The organism is Kitasatospora sp. NPDC059803 (assembly GCF_042732255.1).
Lineage (GTDB): Bacteria > Actinomycetota > Actinomycetes > Streptomycetales > Streptomycetaceae > Kitasatospora.
In genome coordinates, this window is sequence record NZ_JBHWIJ010000021.1 from 1 (window position 1) to 1,885 (window position 1,885).

A 1,885-nucleotide genomic window follows, 5' to 3' on the forward strand; every position below is an offset into this window, starting at 1 on the left:
CCCGCACACCGGTCCCGGCGCGCGTCGTGGGCGGCGCGCTGCGGCCGGGCGGCCCGCCCGGCGCCCCGCGGGGGTGGGCGGGGCCACGGGGGGCCCGCGCGCGCCCGCCGCGCGCGCCCGGCGCGCCGCCCCGGCCCGCCGGCGCGGCGGGGGCGCCCGGCCCGCGCGGCGGGCCCCGCGGCCCCCACGGCATTCGTGCGTCTCAGTCCCGGGCCGGAGCGGGCCGGAGCGGCGGGAACGGGATCCCGGCGAGCGTCGGGAGCAGTTCCGCTTCCTCGTAGTCGAGGTGCGCCTCCAGCTCGGCCGACATCCGGTCCAACTCGGCCCGGAGCCGGTCCGGTTCGGTGACCTCGATCCCGGCCAGCAGTGCCACCAGCTCCTCCTTGATCCGCCCGATCACCAGGTGCTGTTCGCCCAGCTGTTCCAGCACCCCGGCCAGCTCCGGGTGGTTGCGCGCGAGCGCGGGGAAGATCGCGGCGTCCTCGCCGCTGTGGTGGTGCGTCAGCCCCTCGCAGAAGGCTAGGCAGTGCTGGCGCAGTTGGAGCCCGAGGCCGGTCGGGCGGCCCGCGACGTGCGAGTGCGTCTCCTCCCGGACGTGGCGCAGCTGCGCACGCAGCCAGGTGTGCGCCTCCAACAGCTTGTCGGCGAGGCTGCGCACCTCGCGCGCGGGTGTCTCGGGTCGTTCCAGGACGACCACCGGCAGTTCCCGGTCGGTGTTCGCCTGGTAGTCGCCGTACCCGGGCGCCTGCCGGACGGCGGCCGCGAACAGCCGCTCCCGGCGGGCGCCTTCGGCGGGTACGGCGATCACGTCGAACGCCTCGGATCCGAGTTCGACCCGGACCACCGGTCGGGCGAGCAGGTTGCGGTACCACTGCGGATGGTCCGGCGCCCCGGCGGCGGAGGCGACGACCAGGAGCAGTCCCTCGGCCCGGACGTACCCGAGCGGCACGGTGTGCGGCTTGCCCGACCTGGCCCCGGCGGTGGTGAGCAGCAGCAGGTCGCCGCCCTCGAACGGGCCGCCGACCCGCCCGCCGTTGGCCCGGAACTCCTCGATGACGCTCTGGTTGAACTGGTTGACATGGTTCGTGGACATGGACATAGGTGTGGGTGAAGTCTCCTGCAGGGGTTGGGAGTCACGGCCACACGCGGTGCACGGGCGCGCACGCGGACACCACGGTGACCGCCTACGTCAGATCAGGGCAGCGGAGAAAGTACTCATCGCGCATCGTCCCTCGGATAAAGGTGCTCGCTCGGCTGCCGGCCGGCCCACTACTCTGTGGCCGGCGCCGCGCTGCACGCCCCCATTAGAGCCACGCGCGGACGCCCTGTCAACGAGCAAGATCGCCGCCGAAAGATCCCCGACGCGGGATCGCCGATGAAGGGAAGTGAACGCCGTCGTGGAGCGCATCGTCGACCTCGACCACGCTGCCGAGCGGATCGCCGCCCGGGCCGTACGCTGGCGGGCCGCCGGTCTGACGGTCGGCGCGCTCACCTGGCGCGACGCCCTGGCCCCGTGGCCGCAGCCGCTGGAGACGGACCGCGCCCGCGTCACGGACCCGGACTCCGTCGGCGTCCAGGTCGTGGACCCGCTGTCCGGTGGCGAACTGCACGTGGTGCTGTTCCGTGGCGGCTGGGCCGATGTCGAGTACCTCGCCGCCGGCTGGGAGGAGCAGGACGACGCCGAGGGTGGCGTGATCCCTGCCAACGATTTCACCGGCGTCGCCGACTTCGACGAGCGCCTGCGCGGCTGGATGGCGCACGTCTTCGGCTGAGCCCGGCCGCCGGTGGACGGGAGCCCCGCGAGTGGGTGCCCCCGTCGGGGGGGGGGCGGGGGGGGGCGCCGGCCCCCGCCCCGCCCCGCGCGGGCGGGGGCCCCGCGCCCGGG

Annotated in this window: 2 protein-coding genes; one reads left to right on the forward strand and one right to left on the reverse strand. The window is 75.4% G+C overall.

Going from position 1 to position 1,885, the window contains the following annotated elements; genetic code table 11:
• Positions 1–202: 202 nt before the first annotated feature.
• Positions 203–1,093: a nitroreductase/quinone reductase family protein gene (locus tag ACFV6I_RS05595; protein ID WP_380423644.1), complete on the reverse strand. Its 891-nt coding sequence runs from the start codon at positions 1,091–1,093 to the stop codon at positions 203–205.
• A gap of 292 nt (positions 1,094–1,385) precedes the next feature.
• On the opposite strand from ACFV6I_RS05595, the gene ACFV6I_RS05600 reads away from it, so the two are divergent.
• A complete protein-coding gene (locus ACFV6I_RS05600) occupies positions 1,386–1,772 on the forward strand; it encodes a hypothetical protein (RefSeq protein ID WP_380423645.1) in 387 nt (128 codons plus the stop codon).
• Positions 1,773–1,885: the final 113 nt, after the last annotated feature.